Raw genomic sequence first — 15,314 nt, 5'->3', positions numbered from 1 at the left:
CTCTCGGTCACCAGCGCTTTTAACGCGGCGACGCGCAGATGGTTCCGAAAAGATCACACTTTTTCAGACGGCCCTGACCTGCGGATAGAAGCGCGCGCCGATGCGTTCGGCCGCCGCATAGGCTTGTGAGACGATCTCGGGCACGAGATCGATATCAGGCAGGCTGCCGAGGCCGAGCGGGCCGACGGCAAAGAGCCCGGCAACCGTCGAACCGTCCTCCAGGAGGGGCTCGCCGCACGCCGTGACCGCCAGTCCGAGCGAGAGCTCGTCCGGCATGGCAAGGCCGGCGGAAAACAGGCTTTGCATCAGCGGCGCGGAGAGATCCGGCGCCTGGCAGCGGCAATCGATGATGCGCTCGGCGTGGATCACCTCCTCGGCACTGGAACCGGCCGGCGTGAAAAACAAGCCGCTCAGGCCCCGGCGGCCGGCCCGGCCGCGGCGGAGCACGGTGCGGCCTTCGGCAAGCTCGCGCTGCAGGCGCAGGTGCATGGCTTCCGGCAGGCGGTTGCGATGGCTGTCGTAGATCGCTCGCAAATGCCGGTTGAACTGATGTTTGTCGCGGGCCGGCAGCGAGCGCCAAAGTGAACGGGCATGTTTCCTCAGCCCGTTCATCACCGATTGCCAGCTTTGCCCCTCTTCTTCCGCCTCGCGGCAGGCCTGGCGGATGAAGCGCACGATGTCGGGCAGGGTCTCGGGCAGCGCTTCGGCCGGAAATACCGGATCGGCGGAGTTCGGCGTGTGGCTCTGCGGCAGAAAACCGTGCCGCGAAATGATCGTCACCTGGCCGGCATAGCCGGAATCGCGCAGCTGCAGCAATTGGTCGACGACGCGGATGCCGCTGCCGAGCAGCACCGCATGCGGCCGCGCGACGAGGCGCTGGGCGCGGACCGGCGAAGCATCCGGCTGCTCGGCACGCGGATCGCTGAGGCCATAACCGGTGGCGAGGATCACCGTGTCGAACAGCGGATTGGCCGGATTGGCGCTTTCAAGCAGGAAGCGATTGCCGTGGCTCCGGCGGATCGTCACGACGGGATCGTTGCAGACCTGAACGGTGATGTCCCGGCGCGCCGCCAGCGCTTCAGAAAAGCGCTGGTAGACATAATCGCTGAAGATTTCCTTCGGCACGAAGATCTGCCGGAAGCCTGGAATGGCCGCGGGCACGGCGGCGCGGAAGGCGGCGTTGCTACAGAGCCAGTCGTTGAAATCGTCGCTGTCGCCGACCGAGACCGAGAGATCGCGAACGCGGGTATTGAGGATCGTCGACGTGCGGGCAGAGGCAAGCGCCTGGCCGCCGCTGACCGACGAATTCGGATCGAACAGTTGCAGGTGGAAGGGAGCGCGCACCGTCTTCATCAGCGCAATGGCCGTCATCATGCCGGAGAAGCCGCGCCCGACGATGGCAACGCGCGGCACGGCCGATATCTGCGCCGCCGCACTCGCCCTTCCGGAAAAAAGTCCCTGAACCGTCATCGCAACTCCTTTGCGGCTTCATCAGCACCTGGGGTCGATCGAGGTTTCAACGCATGAGCATCGGGTCACGCGTTGATGAGGGTCATGCGGCCATTGACGTCAGTTGCCGCAGCATCGGGTCCGATCGGGCGAACCCGGAACGAGGGGAACAGTCACCTTCGCGATAGTCTATCAAACTGGTCGTGTATGAAAGCGCCAAATGGCGTGTCTGGCAAGGGTTTTGTTGTCGCTTGTCGCAAGCTATTGAATTTGCAGAAAATATGAAGACCCAAGGACAATGCGATCTCAGCTTCCCTCGCCCGGATATTGCTTCGCCTTCAGAAGACCCGCCAGATGCGCCGTATTGCGCGCCAGCATGTCGACGGCTTTCGTGACGACTTTCGGCACCTTGCCGAGATCGACGAAATTGGTGGAGCCCATCGCCTCTCCAACCCAATAGGCGACGGCATTGGCTGGAATGGTGAAGCCGACATCGTTCAGCGCTTGGTAAAGTTCGGCCGAAACGTGATGGGCACCGTCCTCGTTGCCGACGACGGCAACGGCCGCGACCCTGCCATAGGAGACCATGCGGCCCTGATCGTCCGTTTCCTCAAGGAAGGCGTCCATGCGCTCCAGCGCCCGCTTGCAGAGGCTGGACGGCTGGCCGAGCCAGATCGGCGTCGCCAGCAGCAGGATATCGGCGTTCAATAGCTTGGCGCGAATATCGGGCCAGTCGTCGCCGGCGCCCTCGTCCGACGTGACGCCCGGCTTGATGTTGAAATCGGCAAGGCGGAGCACTTCGGTTACAACGTCATATTCGGACAACGCCTTGTCGATGAGACCGATCATCCGGTCGGTCGACGACGGGTCCTTGGCGTCGCTGGTCTTCAGCGTGGCGTTGAGAGCAACGGCTTTCAGCGGCATCGTATCTCTCCGGTAACGGTTGCCCGACGGGTCTGCCCGCTGCAACCCACCCGCGCGCCGATTGTTCCCGCGGCTGAGGCGAGGCGGCCTCACGCAAAAATAACCAGTTGGTGAATTCTTTACTTGAACCGCCAATTGGAATCGGCAAAACTGACGGTGCTATCAATCCTTTCATGGATTTGCCGTCTTTTCGGGCCAGCGTCCGAGCACACATCTATTGGAAAAAATACCGTGAGCAGCGATGCGTTAACACGCGCGACGAAGCCTTCGGCTTCGATGGCGCTTGCAACTGCGGCAGGCTGGGGCCGAGGCCTCTTTACACTGGTGCGCATCACCGTGATGGCCTTCCGCCACCCCTGGCAGGCGGGTTTTGCGATCGGCGCCACGCTCATCGCCTCGACCTTCCAGCTGATGATCCCCCGCCTTCTCGGCCAGGCCGTCGACCACACCCAGATGGCGATGGGCGGCGGGACGGCGGGCCAGGCGGCACAGGACGCGCTCTTGACCACGGCGCTGCTGCTGCTCGGCGCCAGCGTGTTGCGCGGCCTCTTCACCATGGTGCAGAACTATTTCAGCGAATCCGTCGGCCACCATATGGGCTACGAGCTGCGCCTGGCCTGCTACGAAAAAATCCAGCGCCTGTCCTTCAGCTTTCACGATACGGTGCATTCCGGCGATCTGATCACCGTCGGCATGCTCGATCTCGAAGGCGTGCGCATGTATTTTTCCACCGCGCTGGTGCGCATGATCCTGCTCACGATCCTGATCGGCATCGGCGCCTACATGCTGCTGTCGACCGATGTCGTGCTCGGCCTTCTCGCGCTCTCTTTCGTGCCTTTCGTCGGCTGGCGCTCCTCGGTGACGCAGCTGAGATTGCGCGCCACCTGGCTCGACCTGCAGGAGCGGCTGTCGGTGCTGACCCGGATCATGGAGGAGAATCTCGGCGGCATCCGCGTCGTGCGCGCCTTTGCCGCCCAGGAGCATGAACTGTCGAAATTCGAGGCGGCCTCGAAGAACGCGCTGGCGCTGGCGCATCAGCGGGTCGGCATCCGCGTGGTCAATACCAGCGCCATGACCTTCTCCTTCTTCGCGGCGATGGGCCTCGTGCTCTGGATCGGCGGCGGCAAGGTCATGTCCGGCGAGATCACCGTCGGCACGCTCGCCTCGTTCCTGACCTTCATGACCATCCTGCAGATGCCGGTGCGCCAGCTCGGCCTGATGGTCAATGCCTTTGCCCGCGCCTCCACCTGCGGCTCGCGGCTCTTCAACCTGCTCGACCTCGACATCGCGATCAAGGATGCGCCGGATGCCAAAGAATTGGCGGTATCGGAGGGCGTGCTGCGTTTCGAGAATGTCAGCTTCGCCTATCCCGGCTCGGAAAAGCGCACCGTGCTCCACGATGTCTCGTTCGAAGCCCGGCGCGGCCAGACAATCGGCATCGTCGGCCCGCCCGGCAGCGGCAAGTCGACGATCGCCCATCTGATCCCGCGCTTCTACGACGTCAGCGGCGGCAAGATCACCATCGATGGTCAAGATATCCGCAAGGCGACGCTGCAATCGCTGCGCCGCGCCGTTGCCGTCGTGCAGCAGGATTCCTTCCTGTTCACGACAACGATCGAAAACAACATCGCCTATGGCGACCCGTGGGCAAAGGAAAGCCGCATCGAACGCGCCAGCGAAAGCGCCCAGCTGCACAATTACGTGCTCGGCCTGCCCACCGGCTACGGCACCGTCGTCGGCGAGCGCGGCGTATCGCTGTCCGGCGGTCAGCGGCAGCGTCTTTCGATTGCCCGCGCGCTGATGCTGAAGCCGGCGGTGATGGTGTTCGACGATTCGACGGCGGCGATCGATGCCGCCACCGAACAGCGCATCCGCAGCGCCATGCGCCGTTATGCCGCCGACCGGGTGACGATCATCGTCGCCCACCGCCTGAGCTCGCTGATGCATGCCGACCAGATCCTGTTCGCCGAAGACGGAAGGATCGTCGAGCGCGGTACGCATCAGGCGCTGCTTTCGCTCGGCGGGCGCTACAAGGCGCTCTACGACCTGCAGGTCCGGCCGGGCGACGAGGTGTTGAGTGCTTGATGCCTGGGTGGTGGCGTTTCCTCTTGCTCCCTCATCCCTGTGCTCGTCACAGGGATCCAGTGCGCCAAGTCCTTGGCGCGGGAAACCGTTTTAAGTGTCATTCACCGCGCAGACGCGCGGTGGCTGGATTCCTGTGACGAGCACAGGAATGAGGGGAGGAGAGGTTATTCCTCCACAGCCACTCGCTGCGGATTGAGGCTTTCCGCGGTCAGCGGCCGGCCAAACCACAACAAAGGCCGTGGTACTAGGGAGATTGTGATGGCCGAGGAACTGGAAACCGAGCGTCCCGACGTTCGCGAGGACGGCCGCCGCCCGCCGCGGGCAGTGGTCGGTTCGCATCGCATCGAGGAGGAAATGTTCGGCAAGGCCTTCGACGGCAACATCGTCAAGCGCATCTGGGCATTCGTTCACCCCTACCGCACCCAAGTCCTCTGGGCGGTCGTCGCCGTCCTGACCTTCACGACGATGCAATTGCTGATCCCGCTGATCATCCGTTACGCCATCGACCACGGCATGTCGCCGGGCGGCAATCCTCCGGCGCTGATCTCGGCGATCGCCGCCTTCGCCATCGCCATCCTTATCAATTATGCGGCAAGTTATGCCCAGGAGACGCTGGTCGGCAACGTCGCCGAAGAGGTGCTCTTCGACATCCGCAAGGCGATGTTCTCGCATCTCCAGCGCGTCTCGCTCTCCTTCATGGACAAGACCGAAGTGGGGCGGCTGATGTCGCGCCTGCAAGGCGACGTCAATTCGATGCAGGAATTCCTCGAAACCTCGGTTCTCTCGGTCGGCGATATCGTGCTGCTCTTCGGCATCGTTTTCGTCATGCTCTATCTCGATTTCAAGCTGGGCCTGCTGACGCTTGCGGTGCTGCCGGTGCTGTTCGTGGTCCGGCTGTTCTGGCTGCCGCTCGCCCGCAAATCCTTCATGGCTGCGCATGAGACCAATTCGGTGGCGAACGGCGCACTCGCCGAAGCGATCCATGGTGTGCGCGCCGTCCAGAGCATGGACAGGCAGGGCGTCAACTTCACGCTCTACGACGACAAGGCGCATGCCAATCTCAGCACGCACCTCACTGCGGCGCGTTATGCCCAGGTGATGGTGCCGATCGTCGACAGCCTGACGGGTGTGGCGATGGCGCTTGTCATCGTCGTCGGCGGCGCCCGCGTTCTCAACCAGGCGCTCGATGTCGGCGTGCTCGTCGCCTTCCTGTTCTACATCCAGCGCTTCTTCGACCCGATCCGGTCGCTGACGCTGCAATATTCGGTGATGCAGCGCGCCATGGCGTCCGGCCAGCGGCTGACCGAGGTGCTCGACGTGCCCGTCGACATCAAGGACGCGCCCGACGCCAAGACCCTGTCGCGCGACATGGACGGTTCGGTGGAATTCAAGGATGTCGTCTTCGGCTACAATCCGAAACATCCGGTGCTGAAACATGTGAGCTTCAAGGTCAATCCCGGTGAGACGGTGGCGCTGGTCGGGCCGACGGGGTCCGGAAAATCGAGCTGCATGTCGCTGATCCACCGCTTCTACGACGTGCAGCAGGGCCAGGTGCTGGTCGGCGGCCACGATGTGCGTGCGCTGACGCAGGATTCGCTCGGTGCGCAGATCGCCATGGTGCTGCAGGAGCCCTTCCTGTTCACCGGCACCGTCTTCGAAAACATCCGCTACCACAAGCTGGAGGCGACGCGCGAACAGGTGATCGAGGCCGCCAAGGCCGTCGGCGCCCATGATTTCATCATGCGCCTGCCTTACGGCTACGACAGCATTCTTGGCGAGCGCGGCGGCAATCTTTCGCTCGGCCAGCGCCAGCTCCTGAGCTTCGCCCGCGCGCTGGTGGCCGACGCCAAGATCCTCGTGCTCGACGAGGCGACGGCGAATATCGACAGCTATACCGAAATGCTGATCCAGAAGGCGCTGGTGAAGCTGCTAGAGAATCGCACCGGCCTGGTCATCGCCCATCGCCTGGCAACGATCCGCGAGGCCGACCGCATCATCGTGCTGCAGAACGGCGAGATCATCGAAAGCGGCGACCATCGGCAGCTGATGAAAAACGGCAAGCTCTACTCCAGGCTCTATAACCTCAACTACGCCTCGTTCGACGATATTCCCGAAGATGTGCTGGAGGAGACGACGGCGACGCAATCGGCGACCTAAGACTAAAGGCGGATGACATGCATTAACTCATGTTGCAAAGATTGAACGAACCAACGCCTTGCTGCCGCATTTCCCTTTTAATCGGGGGCCGGTACCACTGAGGAGAATATTATGATGAGAATTATCAGCAGCCTGTTGATCGCGACGGCCCTTGTTGGATCGGCTATTCAGCCCGCTGCCGCGCGTGACCATCACCACCACAACAATACCGGCCGCATTATCGCCGGCGGTGTAGCCGCAGGCGTCGTCGGCGGCCTGATCGGCGGCGCACTCGTCAACGGCGGCGGCCCTCGCTACGTCGATGAAGGCCCTCGTTATGTCGAGAGCCCCCGCTATGTCGAACCGAGATGCTGGTATGAGGACCGCGACGTCCGCAATCGTTATGACGGCGGCTACCACGCCGAAACCGTGCGGGTCTGCGAGTAGATCTGAAGCTTTGAAGTGGTGCTGAATTCGTCAGCGCCGCTCGACCCTCAGCCGAGGCTGCGTTCCGCAGCCTCGGTTTTTTTAGGTCATATCAACGGCATGCCGACCAGGAGAGCCGCCGCTCATCCGGCTGCCGCCACCAACCGGGGTCGAGACCAGCGGCTCGACCCCCGGTTGGGTTAGGGTGAGGGGCAGCCTTTGGCGCGAATCGGCGGTCATCCTGACGACAATACCTTCGCAAAAAATCCCCCCGCCCCGCAGCCTGTCATCTGCCTGTCAGAGACGAGCAATAGCTGAGAGCCGATGAATGATGGTCCCGTAAACGACGGCAAAGCGCCGAAAAAAGAACGCATGCGCTTCGTCAGCGCCGAGCAGGTCGCGCAACTGGCGGGCGTTTCGCGCTCGGCCGTCTCGCGCAGCTTCACGCCGGGCGCAAGCGTTGCGCCTGCCACGCGCGAAAGGGTGCTGCGGGCAGCTGACGAACTCGGCTACCACGTCAATGATCTCGCCCGCGGCGTGCTTGCCAATCAGAGCCGCCTCGTCGGCATCGTCGCCACCCGCCCCGAAGTGGGTTTTCGCGCGCATCTCGCCGCAGCTCTTGCCAAATCGCTGATCCGCCGCGGCAGCATTCCGATCCTCATCAACACCGGTCAGACGGAAGACGAGCTGCTCGCCGCTCAGAAAATGCTGATCGGTCATCGCGCCGAGGCGATCATCATCCTGTCCGGCTCGCCGCCGGCGAGTTTCCTCGAGCTCGCACAGCGAAACGGCCAGCCGCTCGTCGTGATCGGCCGCTCGGAACCCGATGCCGACCATGTGCGCGTCGGCAACTCTGAAGCTTCGCGCAAGGCGGCGACGGCCTTTTACGACAGCGGCAGACGGCGGCTGGCGGTCGCCGGTTCCAACACCGGCACGCCGTCTATCCTCGAGCGCGAAACCGCCTTCCTTGCAACGGCAGAATCGCTCGGCGCATCCGTCACCGTCCAACGCGGCGGCGATTCCGATTATGACGGCGGTGTCACCGCGGGGCGGGCGCTCTTCTCCGGGACGATCAAGCCGGACGCCGTCTTCTGCGCCAACGACCAGATCGCCTTCGGCCTGATGGATGTCGTGCGTCAGGAGGCGCGGCTGCGCATCCCCGAGGATGTCGCCGTCATCGGCTTCGACGACGTGCCGGAATCCGCCTGGCTGAGCTACCAGCTGACCACCTTCCGCCAGGATCCGCTGACCATGGCGCAACGCGCCGTCGCGCTGATGGAGCGGCGGCTTGAAAATCCGGACGCGCCTGCCGGCCACGAACGCGTCATCCCCGAACTCGTCATTCGCCAAAGCTTCAGACCGTAACCTCTCCCCCATGGCTTTTCGCAGAGGTCATCCTGTGGCAAGAAGGGCCAGGACTCGGCGCCGCAGGGGAGGAAGATCGGCTGACATGAAGGGAATCCGCCAGCTCGCCGAGCATCTCGACATTTCGATTGGGACCGTGTCCCGTGCGCTGAATGGCAAGCCCGACGTCAACGAAGAAACGCGCCGGCGGGTGCTCGCCGCCGCCGAAGAGCTTGGCTACGTCGCCAACCAGTCGGGCCGCAGCCTGCGCCAGGGCATGACCAATGTCATCGGGCTGATGCTGGAAGTGAGCCGCGAGACGGTCGAAAACAGCGACGACTTCTTCCTCGGCGTCACCGACGGGCTGCAGAGCGTCTTTTCCCGCCACAAGCTCGATCTGGTCATGCTGCCCTGCCCTGACGACGAGGACCCGCATGAGTATCTGAAGCGCATGGTGGCGCGCCGCCTCGTCGATGCGCTGATCATCTCGGCGACACGGCGCACCGACCGGCGCATCGAGCTTCTGGAAAAGGCCCGCATCCCCTTCGTGGCGCTCGGCCGCAGCGCGTCCGGCGGCAGCTATACCTGGATGGACCTCGATTTCGAAGGCGTGGCAGCGCGCGGCGTCGAGCGGCTGGTCGCCAAGGGCCATCGGCGGATCGCGGTGGCCGCCCCCTCCTCCGACATCAATCTCGGCTACATCTTCCTCGACAGCTACCGCCAGGCGCTGCAGCGCCACGGCCTTGCCTTCGATCCGGCGCTGGTCATCCGCGTCAAATCGAGCGAACAGGGCGGCTATCAGGCCGGCCACGAACTGCTGATGATCGACGACCGGCCGACGGCGATCATCCTGATCCACGAGCTGATGGCGATCGGGCTTTACCGCAGGCTGGCCGAGGCCGGCATCGTGCCCGGCCGCGATCTCGCCGTCGTCGGCTTCCGCGAAGAGCCGCGCACACATTTCCTGCAGCCGTCGCTGACCTCCTTCCGCATGTCGCTGCGCGATCTCGGCGCCCAGCTCGGCGAAACCCTGCTCGCCACCATGCCCGCCTATGCCGATCATTATCCGCAGGGCGCCCGCAACAGGATCTGGCCGATGGAGCTCGTTCCGGGCGAAAGCGACGCTTTCACGCTGACGGCTTGAAGCATACCGCTCAGACCCGGCTCGGTGCCGCCGCAGCTTCGCGGCTTGACAACTGGCGCGTCACGAAGAAGACCAAGAGGGCGCCGGCGGCAAGGCAGGCGGCGAGGAAGAACATCGGCGCGATCGTGCTGCCGCTTTCATCCTTGATCCAGGGCACAACGTTCTGGGCGACGAAGCCGCCGAGATTCCCGACCGAATTGATGGCGGCAAGCCCGGCCGCCGCACCCGCCCCTTTCAGGAACCGCGAGGGCAGGCTCCAGAACACCGGCTGGGGGGCGAAGATACCGGCGGCGGCGACGCAGAGGAAGGCGAATTGCAGCGTGTGGTTCGGGATCAGCGCCGACAGCAGCAGGCAGGCGGCGCCGATGAACGCCGGAATGACGATATAGGGCGTCTTCGATTGCGCCTTGTCGGCCATGGCGGGAACCGCATAGAGCGCGACGGCGACCAACAGCCAGGGAATGACGTTGAGGAAGCCGTTCACCGTGTTGCTGACGCCGAAAGCCTTGACGATGGTCGGCAGCCAGTAGCTCAGCCCATAGGCGGACAGCGGAAAGGCGATATAGCAGAGCGCCATCAAGAGAACGCGCGGGTCGACGAGCGCCTTGAAGCCGTTTCCGGCATTTTCGTCCATGCCGGCATTTTCCGAAGCGAGCCTTCGTTCGAGCCAGAGCTTCTCCTCGCTGCTGAGGAAGCTCGCGTTTTCGGGCCGGCCGGGAAGATAGAAAAAGGTGACGACGCCGGCGATGACGGCGGGAATACCGGTCGCCAGGAACACCCACTCCCAGCCGGCAAAGCCGTACAGGCCGTCGAGATCGAGCAGCGCGCCGCCGAGTGGTGCGCCGACGGCATTGGCGATGGCGCTGAAGATCATGAACAGCCCGACCATTCGGCCGCGATAGGCCGAGGGGAACCACAGCGTCAGCAGATAGAGAACGCCGGGAAAGAAGCCGGCTTCGCACACACCGAGCAGGAAACGCAGGATATAGAACATAGCCGCGTTCTGGGTGAAGGCGAGCGCGATGGTGACGAGCCCCCAGGAGACCAGGATGCGAGCGAACCAGACACGGGCGCCGAGCCTGTCGAGGAAGAGGTTGCTCGGCACCTCGAAGAGAAAATAGCCGATGAAGAAGAGCGAGGCGCCAAGACCATAGGCATATTCGCTCAACCCGAGCGCATCGACCATCTGCAGCTTGGCGAAGCTGACATTCTGCCGGTCGATATAGGCGATGAGATAGAGGATGCCGAGAAACGGCATCAGCTTCCAGGTGATTTTCGAGATCAGCCGCTTCTCGTCGACCATGCATATTCTCCGCAATGACAATGTCGTTAGACGCCTAGATAGCGCTATCGACCAATATTCAATTGTGCGAGGTATTTTCTCCGGTGCCGCAACCCTGATTGGTGGCCGCAACCGACAACCGGCTACGGCCTGTCCGGATCATTCGGCGGCGGCGACCGCGGCGCGGCGGCCGATCGTGGCCTGCGTCAGCACGAAGGCCAAGAAGGCGCAGACGGCGATGCCGGCAGCCATGGGAACGGCGGTGCCGTCGAAGAACAGGCTCGAGATCACCATGGCGACGGCGGCGATGACGAAGTGAAGCGTGCCCATTAGCGACGAGGCGGTGCCGGCGATGGCGCCGTGATCCTCAAGCGCCAGCACGGCGCTTGTCGGAATGACGAGGCCGAGGAAGCCGTAACCGATGAACAGGAAGCTCGCCATGACCGGCAGCTGGTTGAAGCCTGCGGCCATCACCACCGCCATGACGACCATGGCCAGCGCAAAGGCGCTGACGGCAAGCCGCATGACGCGCACCAGACCGAACCGCTCGCCGAGCCAGCCGGTCGCCTGCGACACCGCAAAGAAGGAGACGGCGTTGATCGAGAAGGCGAAGCTGTATTGCGTCGGCGTCAGCCCGTAATGCTCGATCAGCACGAAGGGCGAGTTGGCGAGATAGACGAGGAAGCTCGAAATGCCGAGGCCGCCGATGAAGGTCAGCGTCAGGAAATTGCGGTCGGACAGCAGCAGCCGGTAGGCAGCCATGGCGCTCCCGAGACCGCTGCCATGGCGCTCGGCGGCCGGGCGAGTCTCGTCAAGCTGGGTGGCAAGCAGGATGAGGCCGATGAAGGCAGCCGTTGTCACGGCCCAGAACACGCCGCGCCAGCCGTAGAATTCGATGACGGCGCTGCCGGTCAGCGGCGCGAGGATCGGCGAGATCGAGAAGACCAGCATCAGCAGCGACATTAGCCGCGCCGCCTGAACGCCGGTATGCATGTCGCGCACGATGGCGCGCGGAATGACCATGCCGGCAGCACCGCCGATTCCCTGGACGAAACGGAAGGCGATCAGCGTCTCGATATCGGTCGAAAGCGCGCAGCCGATCGAGGCGACAGCAAAGAGGCCGATACCGAGATAGAGCGGCAGCTTGCGGCCCCACATGTCCGAGATCGGACCATAGACGAGCTGGGAGAGCGCAAAGGAGATGAAGAAGGCGAGAAGGGTCAGTTGGGTGACGTTATTGTCGGCATGCAGATCCTGGCCGATCGAAGGCAGCGCCGGCAGATACATGTCGATGGCAAAGGGACCGATGGCCGATAAAAGGCCGAGAATGAGGGCAATGCGGAAGAAGGAAGCCGTCATAATGGTGATCTTTCATAAAAGCGCGAACGAAGACGCCGGAGCGTCGGTTCGCCGCAGTGCTCCTAGAACAGGATGATTTTAGGCCGACCGACCTGAAATCTGAATCCTGTTCTACATTAAGGAGTTAGAGCATGATGTCGCCCGAAAACCGCGCACTTTTCGGCATCATGCCCTGGGTTCAATGATGATCGTTCGCGCGAAGACGAAGTTGGGAGCTCATATCTTCAGCGGCCGAACCAGGAGTGTCAATAAATTTGGACACTGATGTAAAACTAGACGCCATTGTCTAAGACGTCAAGACGTCTTATCTTCGCTCTCATGAACGATCGCATGACACCGGGAGTCCGGATGACGGGGCATAGCCAGCGCGGGCAATGTGCCAAGCGCATATCAATCCTCGATGCCGCCGCCGACGTTTTCTGCCGCCAGGGTTTTGCCGCCGCCAGCATCGACGAGATCGCCGCCGTCGCCTGTGTCTCCCGCCAGACGATCTACAATCACTACCGCGAGAAGGAAACGCTGTTCGTCGCCGTCGTCGAGGACGTCATGAACCGCGCCAACGCCATGCTCTTTTCCGTGCTGTCGGCCTTCCCTGATAACGCCGACAATCTGGAGGATGACCTGACGGCTTTTGTCATCCGCCTCAACAAGAACTGCATCTGCAACCATGACGGAAAATTCCTGCGCAAGCTGGTGCAGATGGAGGGTGAGCGCTATCCGCATCTCTTCGAAAGCTGGCGCCAGCACGGGCCCGGCAAGCTGACGACCGCGCTTTCCGCGCTTCTCGCACGGCTGGCGCAAAAAGGAGCGCTCGTCATCGACGATTTCGACCTCGCCGCCCGGCAGTTCGTCGCGCTCGGCAATGCCGACCTGCAGATGATGACCCTTTTCGGGGGAACGCCGAGCGACGCGGAACTGGAAAAGGCGGCCCGCAATGCCGTTCGTACCTTTCTCAGAGCCTATGGCCGACCGGCGGCGGATAAGGCCGGCGCCCAGCCGCAACTGGCAGCCCTATCCGGCTGATCAGGCGAAAACCGTCATCTGCGCCGGCACGACCGCGAACATTCCGACGCGGCGCGCGGCAAGATATTTGACCAGCTGTTCGACAACCGAGGGCATGACCGGCTTCTGAACGACGCCGACTGCGCCCTTGACGCCGTCGGCGACAGTCTCTGGATTGCCGGTCATGAAGACGACGGCGATGCCATGCTCTTGCGCCAGCCGCCTGCCGAGATCGGGCCCGGTCGGCCCATCGGCGAGATTGACGTCGACGAAGGCGATATCGGCCGACGGTGCCAGCCGCAGCGCCTGTTCGCGATCATTCGCCAGGCCGACGACCTGCATGCCCATGCCTTCCACCGTCGCGCCGAGATCGAGGGCGATGAGGAATTCATCCTCGACGATCAATACGCGCTGTTTGATGAGATCATCTCGCTGCCAGCGCCGCACGACATTGGTGGCCATGATACGTCCCCTTGTTACGCACATACTTCGAAAGAAGGATCCGCTTCTGCAGCTGTGCCTGCCGAAACTCATTGTCGTAACGGCGAACTTGACAATATGTTCCGCGGTGGAACGCGATTTTTGTGATTTAAGATATTGTTAACGTTAATGAATTCCTAGGCGCGCTGGCAGGGCAGGAAAACTATGGCCGATCTTGAGCGCGCACCTCTAGTTGAGGGCGCGATGACACGATATGATTATTCATTGGCTTGAGGACTGAGGGGCGACTTGAGAAACAGGATTATCGTGTTGGCCATCGCGGCCGTCAGCCTTTTCGTCTACACCAAGGTGATGGCCAGGGTCGGCTCGGGCTCACCGCCCCCGGCCGCGCCGATGGAACAAAGCGCCGACCTCATTCGCGTCTATAAATCCGAACGCCGCATGGTTCTCCTTAAAGGCGACGCTCCCATCGCGGCCTATGAAATTTCTCTGGGCAGTGGTGCCAATGCAGGCCCGAAACAACGCGAAGGCGACGAGAAGACGCCGGAAGGCCGCTATGAAATAGACTGGCGCAATGCGAAATCGACGGCGCATCTGAGCCTGCATATTTCGTATCCGAAGCCGGAAGAGCAGCGGGCGGCTGAAGTGAACGGCTTTCCGGCAGGCGGCAATATCATGATCCACGGGCTGCCCAATGGCTGGGGCCTGCTCGGAAAAGCCCATCGGCTGTGGGATTGGACCGATGGCTGTATCGCTGTCACCAATGCGGAAATGCGCGATATCTGGGCTCGCGTCCCCGACCACACACCCATCGACATCATGCCCTGACCCGCCGATCAGCCCTTGGTCTTGCCGACGAGCACCGGCTGGCTGCGGTAGTCGGCGGGAAACAGCGACTTCAGGCTCTCGATCTTCGGCAGGTCGTTATAGACGATGTAGGGATAGGTCGGGTTGAGCGTCAGGAAGTCCTGATGATAGGCTTCGGCAGGATAGAAGCCGTCGGCATCGGACACTTTGGTGACGATCGGCCGCGGAAAGGCATGCGCCTTGTCGAGCTGGTCAATATAGCGCTCGGCGACCTTGCGCTGCTGCGGATGGGAGACGAACAGCACCGAGCGATATTGCGTGCCCCGGTCCGGTCCCTGGTAATTCAGCTGCGTCGGATTGTGCGCCACCGAGAAGAAGATCTGCAACAACCTGCCGTAGCTGACCTGTTTCGGATCGAACTTCACCTCGACGGCTTCGGCGTGACCTGTCGAGCCGGTGCTGACGGTTTCGTACTGCGCCGTCTTGGCCGTGCCGCCGGCATAACCGGAGACGGCGCTTTCGACGCCCTTCACATGCTGGAACACGCCCTGGACGCCCCAGAAGCAGCCGCCGGCGAAAATGGCGGTCTCGGTGCCGGAGCCGGCAGCCTCGTCGACATCAGGCGGCGGGATGACGACCGCCTCTTCGGCAGCGACAGTTACATCCGCACCGAGCAAGAAAGCCGCGACGGCAAGGAACGCGGCGAGGCGCCGGCCGTTGGAAGACATGGACATCGGGCTACCTCCAGAGGGTCGGCCAAATCCTTGCTCACCCTTGCAAAAGCTGCAAATCACAAACCGGTTGCTCACGCTGATGTGACAGCCAGAAGAAAGCGCCTGTGCGAAGTTGAAACAACCCTCAAGTTGAGTTGACAATCTCGTGAGGAGTGAGGAGAGTGCGGCCGGTCAGAGCCAG

13 protein-coding genes are annotated in these 15,314 nt (G+C 62.6%); 7 read left to right on the top strand and 6 right to left on the bottom strand.

What is annotated here, in order from left to right:
* Positions 1 to 63: 63 nt before the first annotated feature.
* Both AMC88_RS23510 and AMC88_RS23505 read right to left on the bottom strand, forming a co-directional pair.
* The gene (locus tag AMC88_RS23510; RefSeq protein ID WP_064826137.1) at positions 64 to 1,470 is read right to left on the bottom strand and encodes an FAD/NAD(P)-binding protein; all 1,407 of its coding nucleotides are present in this window, start codon (positions 1,468 to 1,470) and stop codon (positions 64 to 66) included.
* 285 nt (positions 1,471 to 1,755) lie between these two features.
* Positions 1,756 to 2,373, bottom strand: a complete 618-nt coding sequence (locus tag AMC88_RS23505) for a flavodoxin family protein (RefSeq protein WP_010014552.1) — start codon at positions 2,371 to 2,373, stop codon at positions 1,756 to 1,758.
* A 276-nt stretch (positions 2,374 to 2,649) separates the two neighbouring features.
* Here AMC88_RS23505 and AMC88_RS23500 point away from each other — a divergent pair, with 276 nt between their 5' ends.
* The 5 genes from AMC88_RS23500 (at position 2,650) to AMC88_RS23480 (ending at position 9,508) form a co-directional block, all read left to right on the top strand.
* On the top strand, positions 2,650 to 4,458 hold the full coding sequence (locus tag AMC88_RS23500; protein WP_064826293.1) for an ABC transporter ATP-binding protein: 1,809 nt from the start codon (positions 2,650 to 2,652) through the stop codon (positions 4,456 to 4,458).
* Between the two features lie 258 nt (positions 4,459 to 4,716).
* Positions 4,717 to 6,615: an ABC transporter ATP-binding protein gene (locus AMC88_RS23495; RefSeq protein WP_064826136.1), complete on the top strand. Its 1,899-nt coding sequence runs from the start codon at positions 4,717 to 4,719 to the stop codon at positions 6,613 to 6,615.
* 111 nt (positions 6,616 to 6,726) lie between these two features.
* Positions 6,727 to 7,041, top strand: coding sequence for a hypothetical protein (locus AMC88_RS23490; protein ID WP_064826135.1), 315 nt, complete (start codon positions 6,727 to 6,729; stop codon positions 7,039 to 7,041).
* A gap of 303 nt (positions 7,042 to 7,344) precedes the next feature.
* Positions 7,345 to 8,385 carry a LacI family DNA-binding transcriptional regulator gene (locus AMC88_RS23485; protein ID WP_064826134.1) on the top strand — a complete coding sequence of 347 codons (1,041 nt, stop codon included), beginning with the start codon at positions 7,345 to 7,347 and terminating at the stop codon, positions 8,383 to 8,385.
* An 85-nt stretch (positions 8,386 to 8,470) separates the two neighbouring features.
* Positions 8,471 to 9,508: a LacI family DNA-binding transcriptional regulator gene (locus AMC88_RS23480; RefSeq protein WP_012490412.1), complete on the top strand. Its 1,038-nt coding sequence runs from the start codon at positions 8,471 to 8,473 to the stop codon at positions 9,506 to 9,508.
* 10 nt (positions 9,509 to 9,518) lie between these two features.
* Here AMC88_RS23480 and AMC88_RS23475 read toward each other — a convergent pair whose 3' ends face one another.
* On the bottom strand, positions 9,519 to 10,811 hold the full coding sequence (locus AMC88_RS23475; RefSeq protein WP_012490411.1) for an MFS transporter: 1,293 nt from the start codon (positions 10,809 to 10,811) through the stop codon (positions 9,519 to 9,521).
* Between the two features lie 138 nt (positions 10,812 to 10,949).
* Positions 10,950 to 12,149, bottom strand: coding sequence for a multidrug effflux MFS transporter (locus AMC88_RS23470; RefSeq protein ID WP_012490410.1), 1,200 nt, complete (start codon positions 12,147 to 12,149; stop codon positions 10,950 to 10,952).
* Positions 12,150 to 12,431: 282 nt separating this feature from the next.
* On the opposite strand from AMC88_RS23470, the gene AMC88_RS23465 reads away from it, so the two are divergent.
* Positions 12,432 to 13,172 (top strand): TetR/AcrR family transcriptional regulator, encoded by a 741-nt coding sequence (locus AMC88_RS23465; RefSeq protein ID WP_041683959.1) that lies wholly within the window; start codon positions 12,432 to 12,434, stop codon positions 13,170 to 13,172.
* Here the strand turns inward: AMC88_RS23465 and AMC88_RS23460 are convergent, their stop codons facing one another.
* Complete coding sequence (locus tag AMC88_RS23460) at positions 13,173 to 13,613, bottom strand: response regulator (protein WP_004673023.1); 441 nt, start codon at positions 13,611 to 13,613, stop codon at positions 13,173 to 13,175.
* Positions 13,614 to 13,898: 285 nt separating this feature from the next.
* Here AMC88_RS23460 and AMC88_RS23455 point away from each other — a divergent pair, with 285 nt between their 5' ends.
* Positions 13,899 to 14,420, top strand: a complete 522-nt coding sequence (locus AMC88_RS23455) for a L,D-transpeptidase family protein (RefSeq protein ID WP_081277767.1) — start codon at positions 13,899 to 13,901, stop codon at positions 14,418 to 14,420.
* 8 nt (positions 14,421 to 14,428) lie between these two features.
* On the opposite strand, the gene msrA is transcribed toward AMC88_RS23455, so the two are convergent.
* Positions 14,429 to 15,133, bottom strand: coding sequence for a peptide-methionine (S)-S-oxide reductase MsrA (gene msrA / locus AMC88_RS23450; RefSeq protein WP_041683957.1), 705 nt, complete (start codon positions 15,131 to 15,133; stop codon positions 14,429 to 14,431).
* Positions 15,134 to 15,314: the final 181 nt, after the last annotated feature.

The sequence above is a fragment of the Rhizobium phaseoli genome (genome assembly GCF_001664385.1).
Lineage (GTDB): Bacteria > Pseudomonadota > Alphaproteobacteria > Rhizobiales > Rhizobiaceae > Rhizobium > Rhizobium phaseoli.
The sequence above is the reverse complement of the archived record's forward strand: the minus strand, read 5'-3'. Positions and strand labels throughout refer to the sequence as shown.